The 21967-nt window shown below is 29.5% G+C and carries 24 protein-coding genes and 1 pseudogene; 16 read left to right on the top strand and 9 right to left on the bottom strand.

Going from position 1 to position 21967, the window contains the following annotated elements:
• The first annotated feature begins 108 nt into the window (after positions 1-108).
• The 3 genes from ACUSRV_RS11065 (at position 109) to ACUSRV_RS11055 (ending at position 3203) form a co-directional block, all read left to right on the top strand.
• On the top strand, positions 109-1437 hold the full coding sequence (locus ACUSRV_RS11065) for an MATE family efflux transporter (protein WP_490142020.1): 1329 nt from the start codon (positions 109-111) through the stop codon (positions 1435-1437).
• 30 nt (positions 1438-1467) lie between these two features.
• Positions 1468-1755, top strand: a complete 288-nt coding sequence (locus tag ACUSRV_RS11060) for a metal-sensing transcriptional repressor (protein ID WP_490142019.1) — start codon at positions 1468-1470, stop codon at positions 1753-1755.
• Between the two features lie 137 nt (positions 1756-1892).
• Entirely contained in the window at positions 1893-3203 is a 1311-nt protein-coding gene (locus ACUSRV_RS11055; RefSeq protein WP_490142018.1) for a hemolysin family protein, read from the top strand.
• Positions 3204-3255: 52 nt separating this feature from the next.
• Here the strand turns inward: ACUSRV_RS11055 and ACUSRV_RS11050 are convergent.
• Together ACUSRV_RS11050 and ACUSRV_RS11045 are read right to left on the bottom strand one after the other, a co-directional pair.
• Positions 3256-3354 (bottom strand): annotated as a pseudogene (locus ACUSRV_RS11050) (IS3 family transposase); the annotation flags it as partial.
• Between the two features lie 168 nt (positions 3355-3522).
• Positions 3523-4173 (bottom strand): YidC/Oxa1 family membrane protein insertase, encoded by a 651-nt coding sequence (locus tag ACUSRV_RS11045; protein ID WP_490142017.1) that lies wholly within the window; start codon positions 4171-4173, stop codon positions 3523-3525.
• 872 nt (positions 4174-5045) lie between these two features.
• On the opposite strand from ACUSRV_RS11045, the gene ACUSRV_RS11040 reads away from it, so the two are divergent.
• Positions 5046-5678: a manganese efflux pump MntP gene (locus ACUSRV_RS11040; RefSeq protein ID WP_490142016.1), complete on the top strand. Its 633-nt coding sequence runs from the start codon at positions 5046-5048 to the stop codon at positions 5676-5678.
• A 141-nt stretch (positions 5679-5819) separates the two neighbouring features.
• Here ACUSRV_RS11040 and ACUSRV_RS11035 read toward each other — a convergent pair whose 3' ends face one another.
• The gene (locus tag ACUSRV_RS11035) at positions 5820-6461 is read right to left on the bottom strand and encodes a lactate utilization protein (protein ID WP_490142015.1); all 642 of its coding nucleotides are present in this window, start codon (positions 6459-6461) and stop codon (positions 5820-5822) included.
• A 109-nt stretch (positions 6462-6570) separates the two neighbouring features.
• On the opposite strand from ACUSRV_RS11035, the gene ACUSRV_RS11030 reads away from it, so the two are divergent.
• Complete coding sequence (locus ACUSRV_RS11030; protein ID WP_490142014.1) at positions 6571-6948, top strand: winged helix-turn-helix transcriptional regulator; 378 nt, start codon at positions 6571-6573, stop codon at positions 6946-6948.
• Between the two features lie 190 nt (positions 6949-7138).
• On the opposite strand, the gene ACUSRV_RS11025 is transcribed toward ACUSRV_RS11030, so the two are convergent.
• Positions 7139-7573 (bottom strand): hypothetical protein, encoded by a 435-nt coding sequence (locus ACUSRV_RS11025; protein WP_490142013.1) that lies wholly within the window; start codon positions 7571-7573, stop codon positions 7139-7141.
• A 147-nt stretch (positions 7574-7720) separates the two neighbouring features.
• Entirely contained in the window at positions 7721-8080 is a 360-nt protein-coding gene (locus ACUSRV_RS11020) for a hypothetical protein (RefSeq protein ID WP_490142012.1), read from the bottom strand.
• A gap of 97 nt (positions 8081-8177) precedes the next feature.
• Between ACUSRV_RS11020 and ACUSRV_RS11015 the strand changes: the two genes are divergently transcribed.
• The 3 genes from ACUSRV_RS11015 to ACUSRV_RS11005 all read left to right on the top strand — a co-directional run bounded on the left by ACUSRV_RS11015 (position 8178) and on the right by ACUSRV_RS11005 (position 9890).
• Positions 8178-8393: a winged helix-turn-helix transcriptional regulator gene (locus ACUSRV_RS11015; protein WP_490142011.1), complete on the top strand. Its 216-nt coding sequence runs from the start codon at positions 8178-8180 to the stop codon at positions 8391-8393.
• A 157-nt stretch (positions 8394-8550) separates the two neighbouring features.
• The gene (locus ACUSRV_RS11010; RefSeq protein ID WP_490142010.1) at positions 8551-8763 is read left to right on the top strand and encodes a hypothetical protein; all 213 of its coding nucleotides are present in this window, start codon (positions 8551-8553) and stop codon (positions 8761-8763) included.
• Between the two features lie 266 nt (positions 8764-9029).
• Complete coding sequence (locus tag ACUSRV_RS11005) at positions 9030-9890, top strand: hypothetical protein (protein ID WP_490142009.1); 861 nt, start codon at positions 9030-9032, stop codon at positions 9888-9890.
• 44 nt (positions 9891-9934) lie between these two features.
• On the opposite strand, the gene ACUSRV_RS11000 is transcribed toward ACUSRV_RS11005, so the two are convergent.
• The 3 genes from ACUSRV_RS11000 to ACUSRV_RS10990 are packed head-to-tail and all read right to left on the bottom strand — an operon-like array spanning position 9935 to position 10603.
• Positions 9935-10078, bottom strand: a complete 144-nt coding sequence (locus ACUSRV_RS11000; RefSeq protein ID WP_490142008.1) for a YvrJ family protein — start codon at positions 10076-10078, stop codon at positions 9935-9937.
• Positions 10079-10130: 52 nt separating this feature from the next.
• Positions 10131-10352 (bottom strand): DUF2922 domain-containing protein, encoded by a 222-nt coding sequence (locus ACUSRV_RS10995; protein ID WP_490142007.1) that lies wholly within the window; start codon positions 10350-10352, stop codon positions 10131-10133.
• 32 nt (positions 10353-10384) lie between these two features.
• Positions 10385-10603 carry a DUF1659 domain-containing protein gene (locus ACUSRV_RS10990; RefSeq protein WP_490142006.1) on the bottom strand — a complete coding sequence of 73 codons (219 nt, stop codon included), beginning with the start codon at positions 10601-10603 and terminating at the stop codon, positions 10385-10387.
• 193 nt (positions 10604-10796) lie between these two features.
• On the opposite strand from ACUSRV_RS10990, the gene ACUSRV_RS10985 reads away from it, so the two are divergent.
• The 6 genes from ACUSRV_RS10985 (at position 10797) to ACUSRV_RS10960 (ending at position 18822) form a co-directional block, all read left to right on the top strand.
• A complete protein-coding gene (locus ACUSRV_RS10985; protein WP_490142005.1) occupies positions 10797-11990 on the top strand; it encodes a glycosyltransferase in 1194 nt (397 codons plus the stop codon).
• A 524-nt stretch (positions 11991-12514) separates the two neighbouring features.
• Entirely contained in the window at positions 12515-13894 is a 1380-nt protein-coding gene (locus ACUSRV_RS10980; protein WP_490142004.1) for a peptide MFS transporter, read from the top strand.
• A 261-nt stretch (positions 13895-14155) separates the two neighbouring features.
• A complete protein-coding gene (locus ACUSRV_RS10975) occupies positions 14156-15943 on the top strand; it encodes an aminopeptidase P family protein (RefSeq protein WP_490142003.1) in 1788 nt (595 codons plus the stop codon).
• 162 nt (positions 15944-16105) lie between these two features.
• Positions 16106-17767, top strand: a complete 1662-nt coding sequence (locus ACUSRV_RS10970; RefSeq protein WP_490142002.1) for a S8 family serine peptidase — start codon at positions 16106-16108, stop codon at positions 17765-17767.
• Positions 17768-17935: 168 nt separating this feature from the next.
• Positions 17936-18265: a PadR family transcriptional regulator gene (locus ACUSRV_RS10965; RefSeq protein ID WP_490142001.1), complete on the top strand. Its 330-nt coding sequence runs from the start codon at positions 17936-17938 to the stop codon at positions 18263-18265.
• Positions 18262-18822, top strand: coding sequence for a DUF2812 domain-containing protein (locus tag ACUSRV_RS10960; protein ID WP_490142000.1), 561 nt, complete (start codon positions 18262-18264; stop codon positions 18820-18822). The genes ACUSRV_RS10965 and ACUSRV_RS10960 overlap by 4 nt, the downstream gene beginning before the upstream one ends.
• An 84-nt stretch (positions 18823-18906) precedes the next feature.
• Here ACUSRV_RS10960 and ACUSRV_RS10955 read toward each other — a convergent pair whose 3' ends face one another.
• Positions 18907-19581, bottom strand: a complete 675-nt coding sequence (locus ACUSRV_RS10955; RefSeq protein ID WP_490141999.1) for a CAP domain-containing protein — start codon at positions 19579-19581, stop codon at positions 18907-18909.
• Positions 19582-19979: 398 nt separating this feature from the next.
• Between ACUSRV_RS10955 and ACUSRV_RS10950 the strand changes: the two genes are divergently transcribed.
• Positions 19980-20732, top strand: a complete 753-nt coding sequence (locus tag ACUSRV_RS10950) for a polysaccharide deacetylase family protein (protein WP_490141998.1) — start codon at positions 19980-19982, stop codon at positions 20730-20732.
• A 20-nt stretch (positions 20733-20752) separates the two neighbouring features.
• Positions 20753-21694, top strand: coding sequence for an ABC transporter substrate-binding protein (locus tag ACUSRV_RS10945; RefSeq protein ID WP_490141997.1), 942 nt, complete (start codon positions 20753-20755; stop codon positions 21692-21694).
• The last annotated feature ends 273 nt before the right edge of the window (positions 21695-21967 follow it).

The following is a 21967-nucleotide window of genomic DNA, read 5'->3' as shown; positions in this document are numbered from 1 at the left end:
CATATTAAAAAATGTTTAGAGTTGTAATTAAATATATAATTTGAAAAGTTTAAATAGTAATGATATAATTTAATTATCCCCCATGGGGGGATAATTGGAGGAGGGGTAATGAATTATTTTAGAAAAAACAAAAATAATATTATCACTATTTGTACTTTAGCTATACCTGTAGTTATTGAAAGTATTCTTCAAACTCTTTTAGGAACTGTGGATACTTATTTTGCAGGTAAAATTAATGATAGTGCAATTGCAGGAATTGGCGTTACGAATTTAATAGTTAATGTATTTATTACATTTTTTATAGCAATTAGCGTAGGTACAAGTGCTGTTGTATCTAGGAATTTTGGAAGAAAAGACATTGATAAAGTAAATTCTGCAATAAAACAATCCTTTTTATTAGGTGGAATTATTGGTTTAATAGTTGGGCTAATCAATCTAATATCCTATAAGCAAATATTAATATTATCAGGTGCTTCTGATAAAATATTAAATTACGCAATACCCTATTATATGGTTGTTGTAGTTCCATCAATATTTCTTTGTTTATCAATTATTTTATCTAGCTGTTTAAGAGCTACAAAGGACACTAAAACACCAATGGTAGCTACTGGAATTGCAAATGTGTTAAATATATCTTTAAACTTTATCTTCATAAATATAGGATTAGGTATTATTGGAATAGGGTTAGCTACAACAATTTCCCGCATTCTAAATGTTGTAATTCTTATAATAAAATTAAAAAGAAATAAAAATGGAATTAATCTTCGGTTAAATAATTGGAAGATTGAAAAAGAAACTATTAATTCTATTGTAAAAATAGGAGTACCAGCAGGAATTGAAAAATTAATTATGAGATTAGGTCAGCTGGTTTATAATAGTATGATTATTTCTATTGGTATATCAGCATATGTAGCACATAATATAGCTGGAAATATTGAAAGCTATTCCTATATACCTGCTGTTGGATTTGGTGTTGCTACAGCTACTCTAGTTGGAATAACGCTTGGCGAGGATAATATTAAAAAATCTAAAGAAATGGTTTTTGTAGCTAATATTATAACTATTATTTTTATGGCTTGTATTGGAATTGTATTTTTTATCTTTGCACCACAGTTTGCAAGTATTTTTACAGATACAAAAGAAGTGCAAGAAATGGTTATAAAAGTATTAAGATTAATTGCTTTATTCCAACCTTTCGCAGCTATTACACAAATATTCACTAGTGCGTTGCAAGGTGCTGGAGATACTAAGTTTCCTATGTATGCAACGTTAATAGGAATTTGGGGAATTAGAGTAGGCGTAGGTTATTTACTTGGTGTGGTATTGGGGTTTGGTTTAGTAGGCGTATGGATGGCCTATGCTCTTGATATTACAATTAGGGGAATTATTTTATTTAAACGTTTCTTAAGGGGAAATTGGGAGAAAATAGTTATATAATCAATGTATTAATAAAAGGAGAATAATGATATGAACGAAAATAATGAACATATTCATGAACATAAAAATACTAAAGCTGTAGTAAATAGACTTTCAAGAGCTATTGGGCATTTAGAGTCTGTAAAAAAAATGGTTGAAGAAAAAAGAGAATGTAGTGAAGTTTTAATACAGATTTCTGCTGTGAAGTCAGCAATAAATAACATTGGTAAAATAATTTTACAAGACCACATTGAAAATTGTGTTGTTGATGCAATTGAAACAGGAGATAAAAAGGCACTTGAAGATTTAAAAAATGCAATTGATAAATTTGTGAAGTGATAGAATAATAAATCAGTAAGGATATACTAAACATATAAAGACATATATCTTTAAGGTATGTAGGGCACTTGCATGATTAGCTTATTATTATAATATATTGATATAAATATGTAATTATTTTTAGGAGGTAATACTAAATGGATCCTGGTCCTAGTCAGAATATAGCTATTCAAATTTTAATTATTTTATTTTTAACTTTAGTAAACGCTTTTTTTGCTTCAGCAGAAATGGCTATAGTTTCATTAAACAAAAACAAGATTAGAAGACTTGCAGATGAAGGAAATAAAAAAGCTATAATGCTTGAAAAGCTTTTTGAAGAACCTACTAATTTTTTATCTACAATACAAGTTGGCATAACTTTGGCAGGATTTTTTGCCAGTGCATTTGCATCTACAGGAATGTCTGATGATTTAGCAAATTTTCTAAGAAATATAGGTATACCATATAGTTCTCAAATTGCAATTGTTACAATTACTATAGCTTTATCTTACGTAACATTAGTATTTGGTGAGTTATTCCCTAAGAGAATTGCACTACAGATGTCTGAGCCTATTGCAATGTTTTCAGTTAAACCAATAGTTATTATATCTAAAATTGCAAGACCATTTATAAAATTACTTTCAGGATCAACTAACTTACTCCTTAGAATTGTGAGACTTGATATAGAGGGTTTAGATGAAAAAGTCTCAAGAGAAGAATTAAAATCAATGATTGAAGTAGGCCAAGAGCATGGAGTTATAAATGAAACAGAAAAAGAAATGTTAGAGGGTATATTTGATTTTGATGAAAAAATAGCAAAAGAAGTGATGACTCCAAGACAAGAGGTATTTACAGTAGAAATAAATGATCCTATAGACAAATTTGTAGAAGGATTCTTAGAAGAAAAATTTTCAAGAATTCCTGTTTATGAAGATAATACAGATAATATAATAGGAATTTTAAATATAAAAGATTTTTTTATAGAAGCTCACAAACATGGATTTGAAAATATAAATATAAAGCCAATACTAAGAGAACCATATTTTGTTCCAGAAACAAAAGATATAGATGTTTTATTTAAGGATCTTCAAGGTTCTAAAAATCATATGGCTATTATAATAGATGAATATGGTGGATTTTCAGGAATAGTAGCCATAGAGGACTTAATTGAAGAGGTTATGGGTAATATAGTTGATGAATACGACGAAAATGAACCAGAGATTAAACAAATAGATAATAATACCTATTTAGTAGATGGATTATTATCTATAGAAGATGTAAATGATTATCTTGATTTAGATTTGAAATCTGAACACTCAGATACCATTGGAGGATTTGTTGTAGATCTTATAGGTAGAATACCTACTAATGAAGAATCTAGAGTTATAGAACATGAAGATCTAGTTTTTGAAATAGAAGAAGTAAAAGAAAAAAGAATCGGAAAAGTAAGAATGTATCTAAAAAGATAGGGTTTTTAATTTGAACTACCCCTTTTCAAGTAGACAGGTGAAAAAATAAAAATTATGCGACTAAGGTCTGATTCCGATATTCCATCGGAGCCAGGCCTTTTAATTTTTCTTGAAATCTTCTTGTATTGTAAAAATCTATATATTGATTTATAATTCATATACTATGCAGTCAAAGGAGGATAAATATTTCTCCTCCTTGCTATATATTAGGTGTCAAAACTTAACAGTAATGACTCTTTTGTAAATAGCATATTAGATATAACGATAGTTTTTAAGTGTATATTATTAGAACAAAAAAGCACCCCTAAGAGTGCTTTCTTTATTCTAATATTAATTTATTTTTATAATTAAAGTATATTCTAAAACATATATCTTCAATTAGAGTATAAATAGCACTGGTTATAAAATATAGCCCAAGTGCAACTGGTGTTCTAACAGTTAATACAAAGCTAATTATAGTTGTCATAGTAGCCATATGTTTATTAAAAGCTACTTGAGAACTGGTCTTAAAATATGGAATATAATCTATTAAACTTGGAGCGAGCATAGTTAATGTGTATATACAAGGTATTATAAAAAAATTATCAGGCATATTCAAATTATTAATCCAAGGAATTATGACTGTTGAAAATTCTTTGGGCATATTTGAGAATGTGTAATATAAAGAATATATAACTGGCATTTGTAATAACAGAGTAGAATATCCTAACATACTTTTCACACTTTCTGCTGAGTGTAACTGAAGTTGTTTTTCAAGTTCTTTAGTATTATTTTTATACTGTTCTTTTATTTGATTTGTTTTTTCTGCCAAGGCTTGTTGTTTTTTCATAGAAAATCTTTGTTTTATTGATAGTGGCATTAATATTAATTTTACCATTAAAGTTATAACTACTATGGCCACTCCTAAATCCCCTGTAAAACTGAATAATATATTTAACAAACTTTGTAATGTATTTGAAATGAAATTCATTTTATTTTCTCCTTTTTATTAAAAATTTGGATTATAAAATATTCATTTCAAATTAAAATAGACTACAATATCTCCAAATATCATACTTCTGAAATACAAAATACTGTTTTGGAAGTAATCTCTCTAAGTATTCAAATCTATTTAAAAATACACTTTTTATAAAAATATACTTAATTTTATGATATAAAATTTCTTTATAGAAGTAAGTCAGACATCCAATTATTGATAATAATAATGTTATATAAATTAATATGTATAACGTGATATTTATATCTAACTTCATTACTTCACCTCACAATAAATTGTATCTCATTGGATTTTTCAATTAAATATTTATACTAGTTAATAGTATATTCAATACTATTATAAATTACAACTCAAATAATATAATTAAGTTTTTAACCATAAAGAAATAATGAATTTAACAACGAAAACAGAAATAATAACTGTAAATAACAATAATAAAAGCTAATACATAAAGGTTACTTCAATAGGAAGTAGCCTTTTAAATTTCTATCTTAGTTTTCAATAGCAAATAGGACTCCTTATTATATATACAGACTATAGAGTTTTGCTGTATATTATGAGAGTTGCTTAAAATTAGATAATTGTTATTAAGATTATATAATTTGAATACATTATATATAAGTGATTATAATAGCTGTTAAAAATAAAAAAACTTCAAAATTATTAATAAGCATAAATAACTTAAAAAAAGCTATATCAGGAAAGAGAAAATTATAGATTTTAATATTTATTTAGAAAAGAACTTAAAAAGTAAAGAAAATATATGAGGCTTATCTGCAGAAAAAGACTGTGAGTAGGCTTTTTATTGTATTAAAAATTTAGACAATAAAGGGAGGGGGGAAAGCATGGGTTTGATTGAGTTATTTATTATTGCAGTAGGTGTGTCTATGGATGCTTTTGCAGTATCCATTTGTAAAGGCTTGTCTATGAAAAAAATCAATATTAAAAAAGCAGGAGTTGTGGGCCTATACTTTGGAGTATTTCAAGCTGTAATGCCTTTAGCAGGATATTTTCTAGGAGTACAATTTCAAGAGAAAATAACATCTATTGACCACTGGATAGCACTTATATTACTTGGATTTATAGGTATAAAAATGATTAGAGAGTCGAGAATAAGCAAATGTGAAATTACAAATATATCTTTGATTAAGTATAGTTTTAATAGTTTTACTAAAGCCTATAACTTTCTTACTGATAGGGATTATTCTCTTAATTTTAAAAACATGTCTATATTAGCAATAGCAACAAGTATTGATGCTCTAGCGATAGGAGTAACACTTGCATTTCTAAAAGTAAATATTGCTTCAGCGATTTTCTTTATTGGAGTTATTACTTTTACACTTTCAATGATAGGCGTAAAGTTAGGAAATGTATTCGGTGTAATATATAAATCAAAAGCAGAATTTTTAGGTGGATTAATTTTAATACTTATGGGTATTAAAATTTTTCTTGATCATATAGTAGTAATCAACTTTTAGGGTAAATATTTTTCTTAGAGGCTGTGTTTTAATATAGTTTTGAAATTAAATATAGTATTATTCATCAATTAGGTATTGACTAAAGAATCAATACCTTTTTATTTAGGATAAATATAGCGATAACAACTACCAATAATAAAATTAATAGCCTAAATTTTCTCCTACAATAATTACTTTGATTTTGTCTTTTGGTTTACAAATCCTTAATGTAACCATAGATGCACATATAGAATCTGGTGATTTACAGTCTGAACATTGTCCAGTTATTCTACATGGTGTTTTTGCATTGGCAAAGCGTTGGCAGTTTATTGGAGCAGCAATATTTCTCACGCGTTTCATTGCATCTTCAGCTGTTTTAACAACTTTATTTATTCCAACAATTACAATAATATTTTTAGGTCCAAAAATAAGTGAAGCTGCTCGATTTCCTGTTCCATCAATTAGACAGAGTTGACCATCCTCACTTACTGCATTTACACTAGTTAAATATGTGTCCGAAAAATAATGTTCTTTTGCATAATCAGGCCAGTTTTCAGATGGAACTGTATCCCTATCATGGACTATATAATTTCCTTCTTTTACCTTTTGAGTTAAGCCAATTGCACGAATAGTATCAGAACCGCCCCAAGTAACACTGTTACCATCAGGTATCAATGCTAATGCCTGTTGTACTGCATCTTCTTTATTTGGACAATAGCATGCCCAAAACTGACGACTATTTAATGCCTTTACCAAACTTTCACCTAATTTTTGATTTCTTTCCTGTTGTGGCGTTTGCTTCATTTCTCATCTCTCCTTTTTCTTTTGATGTATTTAGTGTTATAATCAGTATAAATACTAGGGAACAAATATACAAGTACGCACATTATTGTGCCCTACAAAGGAGGATTCCATGTCAGAGAATAAAGAGCAAGAAGTTATTAATGGAAGAAACTGCGTGATGATATATGCTATGGAAATTATCGGTGGAAAATGGAGACTACCAATAGTATGGAAATTATATCAAAATAAAACTATGCGTTATAATGAACTTAAAAGAAGTCTAGTAGGGATTACGAATATTATGCTTACAAGGTCATTGCAAAGTTTGGAAGCAGATGGGCTTGTGAACAGAGTCGAATTTAACCAAATCCCACCCCGAGTAGAGTATTCATTAACGGATAACGGCTTACAACTTGTGCCTGCATTGGAAATTATTTTTAATTGGGGAAAAGAGAGGATGACAACAGAGGATATGACTTTACAGACTGCTAGCCAAAGAAAAAGATAAATGCTTGCAGTGATGGGATACACTGAAGCATGCTATGTTTGCATGCTCATGTAAAAGAAACTCTAAAACAGACTAAGTATTCATAAAAACTAATGAATAGTTTTTATATACTCTTGATAAATTAATTCTCCTCTTTTTGCTTCGTAGTATATAAATATTGCGAAGCAATTTTTGAATACAGAAGGAAAAGTTATTCTAATGTAAGATCTACCGCCAGTTCATCGATTTCTAACTTATAATTATTTTTATCGTAATTCCTAGCTTTAAATATAATAGTATCTCCTACTTTTAAATTTTCGATAGCTTCTCCCAATTGCCCCAAATAAAGTTTTTTCCTATCTTTATTTCGGTCTCTTAATCCTGAAATTACAATATTATCTGCATATTCTATCTTGTGATTTGATTTAATTTCATTAGCGAAATAACGATTACTTGTGATGGGTGAAACTTCTACTGTGGTAATTTCGTCTTTATGTTCTATACTTTCAATTTTTCCTATATAATATCCCCTTTGTTTATTTAAGTTGTACACGTTAATAGCACTACTAAATAGACTGACTAATGCTAGAACAAGCATAAAGTATTTTAAAAAAGATTTTTTCCTTTTTATGTTTTCAGTTTCCAATAAAATCACCCCTTTTTTACATTGACCTTACTAAATTATATTTAGTTTATTAAGTGCTCATAATAAATTAAGCAAAGTATATAGTTTTATACTACTGAGTAATATATAAATAATATTCATTAATTTCTATAATTATCTATTATTGTACTAATTTTTCTTATTTTTATTAAAATTAAATATAAATAAAATTTGTATTATAAAAGAAACAATTGTTATTATTAATAAAAGGCCAATAGGAGTAGTGGGCTTAAAATACCAACTCCATTCTTCTGATGGTAGGTTTCTTGAAGTAAATAAATATGATGAAATAAAACTTAAAATGTTCCCAATAATAAGTATGATAGGATTATTCGTTCTAATAGCAGTCCTACAAAGGATTCCAAAACATAATATCATAAACCCATAGAATATCATGGTGCCAGAAGTAGCGTCAACTTTCATGGCTAAATATACATATGGGACAGAATAAACCAAAAGCATTAAAACTTTTATTGATTTTTCATTCATATACCTTATCCCCTTAAATTATTTTTATAGTCACATAGTTATACAACTGTGTAATAAATTATAGTTTGATTATATACTAAATATAACATTACTTATAATGCATTTAAACTTATACATTCATTGTGCATCCAAGGGAGTATTGTCTAAACAGTTAAATGAACTTGTAGAGGACAAATTAATCATAAAGACAATATATGATGAAGTTCCTCCTAAAGCAGAATATTCTTTAAGTGAAACAGGAGAGAGTTTTACTAATATTTTAGAGGTCTTGAGAGTTTGGGGTGATGATTATATTAATAAATACTACAAATAATTTAAAAGATAATTATGGCACCTATCGATATAAGTTTTAATTTCGTATTTAAAGAAATCTAGTAAAAACTAATAAAAATAGAGTTATTTTAAGATATCTTTACATAGTTGTATAATAATGTGAATTAGTTAAATTCTAAATTATATGGGGAAAACTTATGAAATATCAAATCAAATATTTTTTAGTAGGACTTACTATAATCCTTTTAAGTACACCTTTAGGGTACAAAACAGTTAATACAGTTTATTATAATAGAAACTTAGCTGGTGAATATATACCTATGTTAAATGGATTTATACATTCATTTATAATAATAGGTATATTAATATTTGTTTTTGGATTAGTAGACGTACTAGTAAATAAAAAATAATAAGTCTTAATATTACTTCAAAGTATTAATATACTATGAAGTAAAAGGAGAAGAAATATATCTTCTCCTTTAATCATATTCATTTATTTTGTATCAATTAATAAAGTTTACATTTCGACATGCTATACTCAAATCCTTTATAAAATACAAAGACAATAAAGGTGATTTACAGATAATGTAGGAATAGTATGGTATTATATTGATATTGTTAGTTTTATAATGATGGGAAATGTACAAATATATCAGAATATTTTTGGGGGATACACATGAAAAAAGGAAGTTTAATTTTAGTGATAATACTGCTACCTTTACTAATGGCAGGATATTCGTTACAAAGAGTTAAACCTGCTAGTTCTCTAAGGAATGGGCATTTTGAAATTGCAAGAAAGGTTGATAGTGGAGATGAAGTAACTGAGAGTTATGTAAAAAAGGTATTAGCTGGATATGATTATAAAAAAGGTAAAGAAGTCAGAAGAGAAACAGAAAATAGAGATGGACGTGATTATGAACAACAGTCATATATTTATAAAGATGGTAATGAAACTTTAACTATTACTTATACCAGTCAGAATGGGAAAGTCATGGTACACTCTTTATATGAAGTAAAAGATGATAAAGGATCTATAGCAATGGGATATACACCAATAAATCCTAATGAGAGTTATGATCAAAAAACCGTATTAATGGTTGTTATAATTAGAAATGATATTAAATCATATGAAAATATATGTAGAGTTTTAGATAATGAGTACGATGATTACGAGAAAGAATATCATAAAATTGCTCAAAGCATAGCTACATTAAATGATTTAACAATATTAGATGTTGAAAAGTCACTTGGATTCAAACCTGTTGTAGATGAATATGAGTTAAGTGAGGATAAATCATTAAATGCTATATCGTATCATTTTGAAAATCATAAAGCTGGTATTAGTGTAGATTTTATAAAAGAAAAAAATAAGGTTTTGAAGGTATCTTATACAGATGATGAAAAATTCACACTTAAGACAACAAGTGATAGAGGTTTAATAAATAAAAGCAACAAGTTACATACAGGTGTTGTAACATATGTAGAAAGTTTAGATGATCAAGAGCGTTTATTAAATGAAATTCTTAAATTTTTATAAATAAAAAGATAGGTTTTTTAATTAAAAACCCTATCTTTTTTGTGTTATTTAAAAGATGAAATATTTTTGGATAAATCATTAATACTATCAGATAGCATTTGAAGCTTTTGTTCTATTCGTACCAAAAGATACATTGATACAGCAATAGGAAATCCAACGTCAGCTATAAGAGTTCTTATGTAGTCCATATTATTTACCTCCTTTTATTGTACTAAAAAAGCCCTTAAAAAGGGCTTTTATCTATGCTAATTCAAACTCAGTAGTATCAGTAGCTATTATTTTAGCTTCAACAATTCCAACTAAATCAGAGCCTTTTGGCTTAAAAACATTCTTCTCAACTATTAAATTCATAGCAGCAGTTATTTCAGCTTGTGTTACATCAACTCTAGGATCATCTAGTGACATAGATATATTTTGACCTAGCGCATCAACAAAAGTCATAACCAATCTAGTTTTAACCATAAAATCACCTCCTTCCCTAAATTATTAAATTACTACGCAGATATAGATGTGTTATCTACTTTTAAAACATCCATTAAATCGTGTGGTTGAAGACCAACAAGTGCATTTGCAACAGCTAAAACATCATCAGTTAATGCATTGTGCTTTAGGGCACCAAATGTTTTAGATCTAGTTATGGCTTTACCATCACCATCAAGTCCTAAAGATAATTTTATCTTTAAAGAAGAAAGATTGTTTATTTCTACAGCCATTTTACCTACCTCCTTTCCTTTAAGTTAAGTTAATTATATAGGGGATTAAATATAGTAAACAGAAAAGTAGTTTTGAAAATTAGTTTAATAAAGTGAAGTTACCATGGACAATGTTATAACAAGTATTTATTTTATGTTATAATTCACGTATATTAATATAGAAGGTTTATGCTTAGAAATGAGGGAAAGAGCGATGAAAAAGAATATACTATTTCTCAGCAGTTCCATAGGTCTTGGCCATGCAGCTAGAGATTTGGCAATTGCAAGAGAAATTAAAAAGAAAAACCCTAATATAGAAATTTCCTGGCTGGCTGGAGAACCTGCACGAAGAGTTATAGAAGAAGCAGGCGAGTATCTATTGCCAGAATGTGAACTGCTAGGTAAAGACAGTTATTTAGCAGAAAAGGTGTCTGATGGGTACGGATTGAATGTAAATAAGTATTTATTTAGTGTGCTACTTGAGTGGAGAAAAAGTATCCTTGTAACAAGAAAGCTTACAAAAGAGAAAAAATTCGATTTAATTATAGCTGATGAAGCTTACGAATTAATAATAGCTTTCTTATTATTTCCTGGTATTAAGAAGAAAGCCCCTTTCGTTATGATTTACGATTTTTTTGGATTCGATGCTACAACAAAAAATCCCTTTGAGAAAATGGGTACATACTTTTGGAATTTCGCTTGGGTTACAGGTAATCGTACTCCATGGGTGGAAGATCTGTCTTTGTTTGTAGGAAATGTAGAAGATATTGCAGATAAATCCTATGGATTATTCTTGCCAAACTTCAGAAAACATGCCCAAAAGCATTATAAGTTTTTGGGTAACATTCTGGCCTTTAACCCAAGGGATTATAATAATACTGCAGAGGTAAAAAATCGACTAGGGTATGGGGAAGGTCCTCTTATCATATGTTCTATAGGTGGAACTGCCATTGGAGTGGACCTTTTAAATCTATGTTCACGTACCTACAAGATTTTAAAGGATAAGTTGCCTGAACTTCAGATGGTTTTGATATGTGGGCCACGTATTGATCCTGATTCAATTATGATAACTGAAGGAATTATGATAAAGGGTTATGTACCAAATCTGTATGAACATTTTGCCGCATGTGATCTTGCCATTGTGCAGGGTGGAGGAACTACGACTACAGAACTTGTCGCCTTGAACAAGAATTTTCTGTATTTTCCTTTGGCAGAGCATTATGAACAAAAACTCGTTTCTGATAAACTAGAAAGGCTTGGGGCAGGAGTTAAAATGAGCTTTACGGAAACGGACGAAAGCACTCTTTCAAAAGCTGTAATAGAAAACTTAGGAAAGAATGTTGATTATCAGAATATTAAAATTGATGGAGCAATGAAAGCTGCAGAACTTATACAGTCAATACTATAGAATAAAATAGACAAAATAAAGGTGCCGATTAAGTAATATTTTTTAGAAAAATTAATTATATAGTGTTGATACAAAAGCAAATATGAAAATAGTCAAAGAATGATAAATTAGATGACTTCTTGTTAGAGCATAAAATTCAGTTTTGTATAAAAAAGGATTATTCTAAAGCTGAAAATAAGTATATTCGATGTTACTATAAAGGGCTTCAAAATGGTTATATTAATCATTTTGGAGCTTGTTTTTTATTTCATAATATAACCTTGAATTAAATTTAACAAATTTCGAGGAGTATTAAAAATGCATAATTTGAAATTAAAATTTAATTACTATCATTTTTTAAAATTATGACAATATTTAGACTATATAAAGTATTGTTACAACAAAAACACCTTAATATTGACAAGGAAAGCGATTTCTGGTAAGTTATTACTGAGATATAAATTATTTAACCAAGGGGGATTCAAACTGATTTGGTTAAAAAAATATCAACATAAGTCAAAAGACAAAAGCTTAGGGGGAGAAATATGGAAAACACAGTAAAAGCAAAAAAGAAGTATCCTTTGGGATTCTACGTTTGTGCCTTATCTTTCATGTTTGAACGTATGGCATTCTATTCTTCAAAATGGTTGATTGGGATATTTATAGTTGCTTCTGTAGCAACAGGTGGTCTTGGATTAACACCTGCTGATGGAGCAAAAATGTCTGCAAACCTAGTAGCGTTTACTTACTTAACACCTATTCTTGGCGGATTTATAGCTGATAAATGGTTAAGCCCAAGATTATGTGTTCCAATAGGTACAGCGCTTATGGGACTTGGATATGTGGCTGGATGGCAAGCATCTGCACAATCATCACCTACACTTGTATGGGTAATGATCGCACTTGTGTCAATAGGTACAGGATTATTTAAAGGAAACGTATCAGGAATAAATGGTAGATTATTCGATAATAAAGAAGATCTTGATGGTGCATTTAGTTTACAGTACTCATTCGTTAATTTAGGTTCATTCATAGGAACAACTATTGTTTCTTTCATAGCTTACTCTGCAGGATTTGGAGTTACATTCTTAATATGTGGTGCGCTATTATTCTTAGATACATTATTGTTTGTAATAGGTGGAAATGCTACTTTTGGTGATGTTGGTAAAAAACCATTTAAAGCTGAAGAAGTTGACCAAAAATCAGATAAAAAAGTAGAAAAAGTTGAAGCTAAACCTTTAACTAAAAAAGAAAAGTCAAGAGTTGGAGCAATAGTACTTGTTACAGCATTCTCTGTAGTATTCTGGGTAGTTTGGTATCTAGCATACATGCCAGTATATTATCACTGGGGACCAGATTTTGATTATGCTAACAAAGCAAACTGGATGATAGGAAACTTTACAGTTCCATCTGCTTGGTTCGATTCATTAAATGCACTTGCTTGTATAACTCTTGGACCAATACTAGCTGGGGTATGGGGCAAAATGGCAAAGTCTCCTAAAGGCGACTTAAGTATGTTCAAGAAAACTGCACTAGGTATGTTATTACTTGGAGCATCATTCGTAGTAATGGCTTTAGCAGAAGTTGTAAGAGGCGATGGTCAAGCAAACTTAATGTGGATATTAGTGTTTGGTTTATTATTATCTCTTGGAGAAATGGTATTCTCACCACTTGGAAACTCATTTATAAGTAAATTCTCACCTACTCAAGTATTAGGTTTAATGATGGGTGTATGGCCATTTGCAGTATTTATTGCTGGTAAATCATATGGATATTTATATGAGTACTTATCAAAGTTCTCATTTGCACCTGCATACTCTGTAGTTGCAGCTGTAGTAATTGGATGTGGTGTTGTATTATGGAGTTTAGATAAGAAGCTAAACAAACTTGTAGAAGAAGATGAAGTAACTCCTCAAAACATATAAGGCGAAGTTGAGCCTAACTAATTAATTTTATACAGAAAGACTACCGTTTTCGGTAGTCTTTTTTAATTACCTAGTTTAGCGGCATTTAGTGATTCTTAGATTAGAATAATTTGGAAAATTAATTTGATAAACTACTGACAGTGTAGTATAGTATAAGCGTTGATAATAAATTATCAATACTTAGAATTAATCTATCACATTTTTAGTATTAAGAGGGAGTTAAAAAGCTCCTTGTTATATGGTGAATTGGAGGGATAAAAAATGGATGTAGCAAAAAGAGTTTCTAAACTTAGAGAATTTATGAAAGAAAATAATATTGATGTTTATGTTGTTCCAACTGCTGACTTTCATCAAAGTGAGTATGTAGGAGAACATTTTAAAGCAAGAGCTTTCATAACTGGTTTTACAGGTTCAGCTGGTACAGCTATTTTTACACAAGAAGAAGATGGTCTTTGGACAGATGGTAGATACTTTATACAAGCAGCAAGCCAACTTAAGGATTCTGGTGTAGAACTTAGAAAAATGGGAGAATCAGGTGTTCCTACTATTAACGAATACTTAGAAAAGGCAACTCCAGAAAATGGAGTTTTAGGTTTTGATGGTAGAGTTGTTTCTTATAACGAAGGAAATACTTATGAATCAATTATTCAAGATAAAAATGCTAAGATAGTTTATAATGTTGATTTAGTAAATGAAGTTTGGGCTGATAGACCTCCTATTTCAAAAGAACCTGTATTTTATCTTGATGAAAAATATTCAGGAGAATCTACAGAATCTAAACTAAAAAGAGTTAGAGAATATATGAAAGAAAATAAAGCAACTGCCCATATTATAGGTACTCTTGATGATATAGGATGGCTTTATAATATAAGAGGAAATGATGTTAAGTTCTTCCCTTTAATCCTTAGCTATTCTATTGTATATAATGATAAAGCTACTTTATACATAGAAGAATCTAAAGTTAGTGATGAAATAAAGGAAAAGCTTAAAGAAAATAATGTAGAAATTAAACCTTATAATGATATTTATGAAGATGTAAAAGGTTTTTCAAAAGAAGACACTATTTTAATTGACGATCAAAGAATTAATTACGCACTAGTATCAAATATATCTGATAATGTAAAGATTGTAAAAAAAGCTAATCCTACAATTCTTTTCAAAGCAATTAAAAATGAAATAGAAATTAAAAACATAAAAGAAGCTCAGCTTAAGGATTCAATTGTTCATGTTAAGTTTATGCGTTGGCTAAAGGAAAACGCTTTGAACACAGAAATAACAGAACTTAGTGCACAAGACAAACTTGAAGAACTTCGCATGGAACAACCAAACTATTTATGGCAATCGTTTGCACCTATAAGTGGTTTTGGTAAACATGCAGCAATGCCACATTATGAAGCATCTCCAGAAACTAATTTAAAACTTGAAGCAGGAAATTTCTATTTATCTGATACAGGTGCAGGATATATGGAAGGTTCAACAGATATTACTAGAACTTATGCAATTGGAGAAGTAAGCGAAGAGTTAAAACATGATTTCACTTTAGTTTTAAAAGGTCATTTAGGTCTTGCAAGAGCTATATTCTTAGAAGGATGCTGTGGTGCTAATTTAGATATATTAGCAAGACAACCACTTTGGGAAAGAGTACTTAATTTCAACCATGGTACAGGACATGGATTAGGTTATCTTGGAAATATACATGAACCACCTGCTGGCTTTAACTGGAAGTTTATTCCTAATTCAATAACTCCATTAAAACCAGGTATGCTTATGACAAATGAACCAGGATTATATATTGAAGGTTCTCATGGTATAAGATTAGAAAATGATATTTTAGTTGTAGAACATACAAAAAATGAGTATGGTCAATTCCTTTGCTTTGAATCTATAACATATATACCATTTGATCTTGATTCAATTGATGTTACACTTTTAACTGATAGAGAAAAAGATGAACTAAATGCATATCATAAAACTGTATATGAGAAGTTATCATCTTATTTAGGTGATGAAGATAGAGAATTCCTTAAAAAATATACTAGAGCAATTTAATATTAAAGCCGAGAGAGTATATTCTCTTGGCTTTTACTTGTTTATACTAAAATGTAGCTTCTGTACAAACATTAAAAAGCTTAATAATATGTTTATTTATTATAATAGTGTCTAAAAAAACATATATATAATATATGATATATATGGAAGAGGGGGGATAAAGTGATATCGAGATACATAGTACCTACTCTTACAAAGTACTTCATATCTTACACAGGGGATATAGAAGCAGGACTTTCTAATCTTGGAGTTAACCATCGATTCGTTAGATTAAGTGCTATTGTAGGTATACTTTATACCGAAACAGAAGTGAGCCTTAGGGATTTACTACAAATACGAGAGATAGACTATGTAGATAGTGATTTACCTATGGTTTTACTTGGAGAAAGACAAGAAACTACAGTTACGGGTGTTAGTGTTATAGGAGAAATAGGTGGGCTGTTTTTTCATAATAATCCATACAATCCTTTGACTGGTGAGGGAGTACTAATAGCAATTATAGATACAGGAATAGATTACCTACATCCAGACTTTATATATGAAGATGGAACGTCTAAAATAGCTTATCTTTGGGACCAAACAATAGCTGGAAATCCTCCACAGCCATTTTTATTCGGAGCGGAATATAATAATAATGATATAAATCAAGCTATAGAAAATAATGATTCATCTTTATCACAAGATACAAAGGGACATGGGACCTTAGTGGCTGGAATAACAGCTGGAAGAGGCAGAGTAAATCCTCAATATGTAGGTGTAGCACCAGGTGCAGAATTAATAATAGTAAAATTAACAGAAACTAATGGGTATTATAGTAAGGTTGATTTAATGGCAGGGATATACTATGCATACTTTAAATCATTAGAACTGGGAAGGCCATTAGTTATTAATATATCTTTAGGAAGTAATTTTGGTGGGGTATCTGGAAGAACTATATTTGAGAATTTACTATTTTATGAAGATAAAGGTGTAGCTACTATAGCTGCAGCTGGAAATGAAGGGAATACGCAAACACATTATTCAGGGACTATAATACAAGGGGAAAATAGAGATGTATTAGTAGAAGTTGGAGCAAATGAAAGAGATTTACAGATTCAATTTTGGGGAAAAAGACCTGATAAGATATCTGTATCAATAATATCACCATCAGGAGAAATAAGTGAAACATCAACAGTTAGAGACTTATTTACAGTTACTGGAATATTTGATTATGAACTTACAACATATGAAATTTTTTATCAATATCCTGATTTTTTCTCTGGTGATCAGTTAGCACTAATAACTTTAAGAGATATAAAACCGGGAATATGGACCATTAGATTAAGTGGAGACTATATAGTTGATGGGCATTATGATATGTATTTACCAAATAGGTCTCTATTACAGTCTGGAACTAAATTTTCAGAAGCAGACCCTTTTGGAACGATTAACTATCCTTCATCGTCAAATGAAATGATTACAGTTGGAACATATAATACTGTAAATAACAGTATATGGCAATCTTCATCTAGAGGTCCAACAAGACTCGAAAAGTTAAAGCCAGATATTGTAGGTCCAGGGGTTAATATAATATCTACTTATCCAGGTGGAGGATACAGTAATATAACAGGAAGTAGTGCAGCGGGAGCACATGCTTCTGGAGCAGTTGCATTATTTTTGCAATATATATTAGTTGATGGAGCTAATCCTAATGTAGCATTTGTTCAAAAGATAAAATCATTTATGTTGCAAGGAGCTAGAAAGTTTCCAGATATAACATATCCAAATGTGTCTTATGGTTATGGATTATTGGATATTAGGGGAATGTTTGACCAATTTAGATAAAAGAGGCTACCAAGAGGTAAGCCTTTTTATTTTGTGCCTATATAAACAATTTTATCTAACATAGCCTTTAAATAAAATTCTATTTTTTATGCACAAATATATCGCGAAGTGATATAATAATATTACGTAGAACGATATATCGTTTGGCGTAATACGGAGGTGGAAGTTATGGGAGCAAATACAGAAAAAGCCCCTTTAACAGAAGTAGTATTTTATATTTTACTATCTTTGTATAATCCATTACATGGGTATGGAATTATGCAAAATGTTAAAGAAATAAGTAATGGTAGAGTAAATCTTGGAGCAGGAACATTATATGGAGCAATTAACACACTCCTAAAAAAGAATTGGATAGAACCAATCGATGAAAGTGGCGATTCTCGCAAAAAAGAATATATTGTTACACTTTTAGGTAAAGATGCAGTTGAAAACGAAATGATTCGTCTTGAGGAATTGATTATAAATGGCAAAAAAATTACAGGGGGAATAACTAAGTGAAACATATTATAAGAAAGGCCTATGTTGATTTTGAAAAAGAAGAAAAATGGCTCAATGAAATGGCGTCAAAGGGGTTAGCGCTTACAAATTACTCATGGTGTAAATATACTTTTGAAGATGTTGAAAAAGGAGAGTATATTTATAGAATTGAATTATTAAAGGAACTTCCAAGTCATCCTGAAAGTATGAAATACCTTAACTTTTTAGATGAAACTGGGATAGAGTGTGTTGCAAAGTATATGCGTTGGGTTTATCTTAGAAAAAAATCATCTGATGGAGAATTTGAACTTTATACTGATACTGATTCAAAGATAGATCATTACAACAATATTAGTAAGTTTTGGTTTATACTTGCATTTGCTGAATTCTTTATAGGTATTTCAAATGTTCATATTGGTTTGACAAATATTCAAAACTATGGAGGATTTGGAATTCAATATACTAATCTTATCTTAGGTATAATTGTGATTTTACTAGGCTTTTTGTTATTATCACTGGGAATAGGCTTAAGGAAAAAAATTAAAATATTAAAGAAACAGAAAATTTTAAATGAGTAAAAAACTTACTTCTATAAATAAAAAGATAGGGTTTTTAATTAAAAACCCTATCTTTTTTGTGTTACTTATATTTAACTATGATTATTATCTACCTATAAACATTTGAGTCCAATATAATCTACCGTTTTTATCTTTAGCTATACCTATACCTATTTCAGTAAAGCTTGAGTTTAGTATATTTTTTCTATGCCCTTCAGAGTTCATCCAAGCAGTCATAACTTCTTGTGGAGTCTTTTGGCCCATAGCTATGTTTTCACCAGCAGTTTTATAAGTTATACCAAACTTTTTCATCATATCAAATGGTGAACCGTAAGTTGGTGAATTATGATCAAAGTAACCTTTATCTATCATGTCTTGTGATTTTGTAGTAGCAACTTTTGATAATTCAGCATTAAACTTAAGAGCACTTAATCCTTTTGAAGCTCTTTCTTTATTTACTATATTTAATACCTCTTGTTGATAAGCACTAAAGTCACCTGTTGGAGCCGTAGTAGTAGTTGTAGTAGGTGCAGTTGTAGTAGTGTTTGTAGTAGTAGGGGCTGGTGCTGGAGAAGTTGTTGTTGTGTTAGTAGTTGTAGTTGGTTGCTTTACTGTAGTTGTAGTAGGAGTTTTAGAATATTTACTGAAGTATTGTTGTAAATAAGTGTTGTAAGAAGTAGTTGTTGTATTAGATAAAGCGTCTGCGCTGTTTGCCATTGGAAGTGTTAATAACATACCTAACATTGTATATGATAATATTTTTTTAGCTCTTTTTATCATGGTTGTATCCTCCTTATGATTTAGAGTTAATTGAATAAATTCATATCTATAATTTAATTTAAGAATTTTTTGTTTAATGTTATTTTGTAACCGTTTTGTAACTTTTGCGATAGACATAGTATAGCATGTGGTTTTATATTTTCAAACCCACAAATTCTTCCAGTAGATAAAATCTATATATATCAATGCCCAAGGGGTGAAAAAGTGAGACAAAATCAAATTAACTAATTTACAAAGACGCATCAAATCCATACTATATGATATATTTAAGAATAAAGAGATAATAGTGTTTGGTATATTATTGTCTCTTGGTGAAAAAGCTTTCAGGAAATAGGGTATAATGATAAAATAGAATGTGGGATTTTATGGCAATTGAAGGATTTAAGAAGGAGGATATTATGAAAGGATTTACCGTTTTAATGTATCATGAAATCGTTAGTAGAAATGACTTTGATTATGCTTCATACAAGGGTATTAAAGTTCAGCAGGACTATGAAGATGTTTTGCCTCCTGTTTTATTTGCTTATTTAGAGAACTTTGAAAAGCAAATGCTATACTTATATGAAGAGGGTTATGTGACGTTGTCACTAAAGGATGTTATAGATTTTTATTACAATGATAAGGTTTTACCTGAAAAATCTGTACTACTTACCTTTGATGATATGTACAAGTCTGCTTTACTTAATGCTTATCCTATATTAAAGAAGTACAATTTTCATGCAGTAGGCTTTATGGTAAAAGATTGGATATTTGATAAAGTACAAAACAATTTAAATAATCAATCTGTATGTTTATCAATGGAAGAATTAGACCAAATGAGAGACGTATTTGAATTTGCTAATCACACTAAGGCCCTACATACAAAAAAGGATAATATAACAGCATTATATAGTGTAGATAAAGACACATTTATTAAGGATATTGAGGAGTGCGAAGAGTACGTTGATACTAAGCATGTTTTTGCTTATCCATTTGGATTCTATAAGGAAGAAAATATAGAATGGCTAAAGGAAATAGGTTTTTTATTGTCTTTTACAACTCAAGGTGGAATAAATACTAAAGAAACAAATCCATATAAGTTATATAGAAATGGTGTTTTATTAGATTATGACCTTGAGAAGTTTAAAAGTATATTTAATACTCAATATTAATAAACATAGGAGGAATTACATTGAAAAAAACATTAGTACTAGCAATTATTTTAGCAATGATAGCAAGCTTAACTGTTGGGTGTCAAACAAAAAAAGAGGAAGCTACAAAAGAAAAATTAGATTATACATTAAAGTTTGGAACGTTACCTGCTGAATCAGCTATTCCTATAATTATAGCTAAAGAGCAAGGATTTTTCGAAAAAGAAGGGGTAAGTGTTGAAGTAATGCCTTTCTTTGCTCCTAATGATCGCAACATAGCTGTACAAGCTGGTGAAATTGACGCAACTATAGGAGATATAATGACTTCATTAGCTTTCCATGAGGCTGGATTAAATATGAAAATTACATCAGATATTAACGAAGATTTTAAATTATTAACATCGCCAAACTCAGGAATAGATAGCTTTGAAAAACTTGATGGTAAAGACGTTTCAATTGTACCAAACTTTGTACTTGAGTATATCATGGACAAAATGGCAGAGAAAAATAATATAGAATATAAGGTTGTTTCCATTCCTCAATTTAATGCAAGATTAGAAGCTTTATTAGCTGATAAAATTGATGGTGTTATTTTTACTGAACCTCAAGCAACTTTATTAGCTTCAAAAGGAGCTCATGTTCTAGCATCTTCTGAAGAATATGGTATAAAGGCAGGAACACTTTTATTCAATGAAAAAACTTTAAGTAATAATCCAGAGGAAGTAAAAGCATTTTATAAAGCTTATAATAATGCCGTAGAGTATATTAATACTGCTGACCCTAGTGAATATAGTAAAGTTTTAAAACAATATGGTTTCCCTGAAGGAATAGATAAATATTTAGGTGGAGATGTAGAATATAGTAAGGCTGAAGAAATCACAAATGAAGGCTTTAATGATGTATTAAAATGGACTAAATCAAAAGGTTTAGTTAAAAAGGACTATAAATTAGAAGATGTAAGTAACTTTTCTTTTATAAAGTAAATTAAACAATTATATATTCCCTCAGACAAATGATGTCTGGGGGATTATTTTTTATAGATAATTTCTAAAAATTGTATATTTGTAACTTACGTTACAGAAAAACATTGTAATTTGATATATATTATAAACATAAGATACAGCAAATAAAAAAAGAAAACAGGGAGGAATTTAATAATGTTTGGATTATTTAAAAATAAAAAAGAAGAAACTAATACAACTGCTACACCAATAAAGGTTGAGCCAAATCCAATGTTCTGTTATCAATGTGAACAA

This window comes from Sporacetigenium sp. TC11, assembly GCF_058146105.1.
Note: the sequence above shows the minus strand (reverse complement) of the source record. Positions and strands in the feature narration are given on the sequence as shown.